Raw genomic sequence first — 922 nt, 5'->3', positions numbered from 1 at the left:
GCGTTGGTTCAGCAGCGTGGTGAAGAAGGCGGTGGTCTGCCGGGCCTGGGAGCGCACCACCTCCTCAGGGAAAATGACCGGATCCACATTCCTACCTGTATCCAACAGGATCCTGTCTAGGGCATCTCCCACCGGATAAGAAGGATAGGCAATTTGGGCCAAGGCGGATCCAATCGGGATCCCGGCGGACAGACAACCCAGAAGAATGGCCAAAGTCAGACGCATGTGCTGGGATTCCTCCTGCGCTACAGCTTTTCCTCAACACCGGAAAAAAGGGGGGGTTGGACGTTGCCAATCAACCTTGATCCCCGTGCAGCCTACCTTTTGACCGGCGGCTAGAGCGGATTCTACTCGAAATGCCTCAATTGGCAACCGCCTGCAACCCAATGGAGGGCCAATATGACAAAGGATCTCGCCGCCGACTAGGATCAGGATGCTCTGCTTGGGAGCCTTCAGCCTGTGAGTGTTTGTGTTCGCATTGCCCCCAGCCCAACCGGAAATCTGCACATCGGCACCGCCCGAACGGCAGTGTTCAACTGGCTGTATGCCCGTCGCCACGGTGGCCGGTTCATTTTGCGCATCGAGGACACCGACCGCGACCGCTCTTTGCCCCGCTACACCCGCAACATTTTGGCGGGCCTGGCCTGGTTGGGCCTAGACTGGGACGAAGGGCCGGTCTACCAATCCAAGCGCATCGAGCGCTATCAAGCGGTGGTACAGCAGCTTCTGGATCGAGGGTTGGCCTACCGCTGCTACGTCAGCGAGGCGGAGCTGGAGGAGATGCGCGCTGCCCAGAAGGCCGCCGGCAAAGCCCCCCGCTACGACAACCGCCACCGCTTTCTCACCGAAGCCCAGCGACGGGCCTACGAAGCCGAGGGTCGGCAGCCGGTGATCCGCTTCAAAATCGAGGAGCCCCTGGAAG

The 922-nt window shown here is 60.5% G+C and carries 1 protein-coding gene and 1 pseudogene; one reads left to right on the top strand and one right to left on the bottom strand.

Going from position 1 to position 922, the window contains the following annotated elements:
• Positions 1-225: pseudogene (locus NW837_RS08405) on the bottom strand (hypothetical protein); the annotation flags it as partial.
• A 234-nt stretch (positions 226-459) separates the two neighbouring features.
• Here NW837_RS08405 and NW837_RS08400 point away from each other — a divergent pair.
• On the top strand, positions 460-922 hold a 463-nt coding region (locus NW837_RS08400; RefSeq protein WP_414330620.1), incomplete at its 3' end, for a glutamate--tRNA ligase.

It is taken from the genome of Synechococcus sp. R6-10, from assembly GCF_047461815.1.
Lineage (GTDB): Bacteria > Cyanobacteriota > Cyanobacteriia > Thermostichales > Thermostichaceae > Thermostichus.
This window is presented reverse-complemented; position numbering and strand designations above follow the sequence as displayed.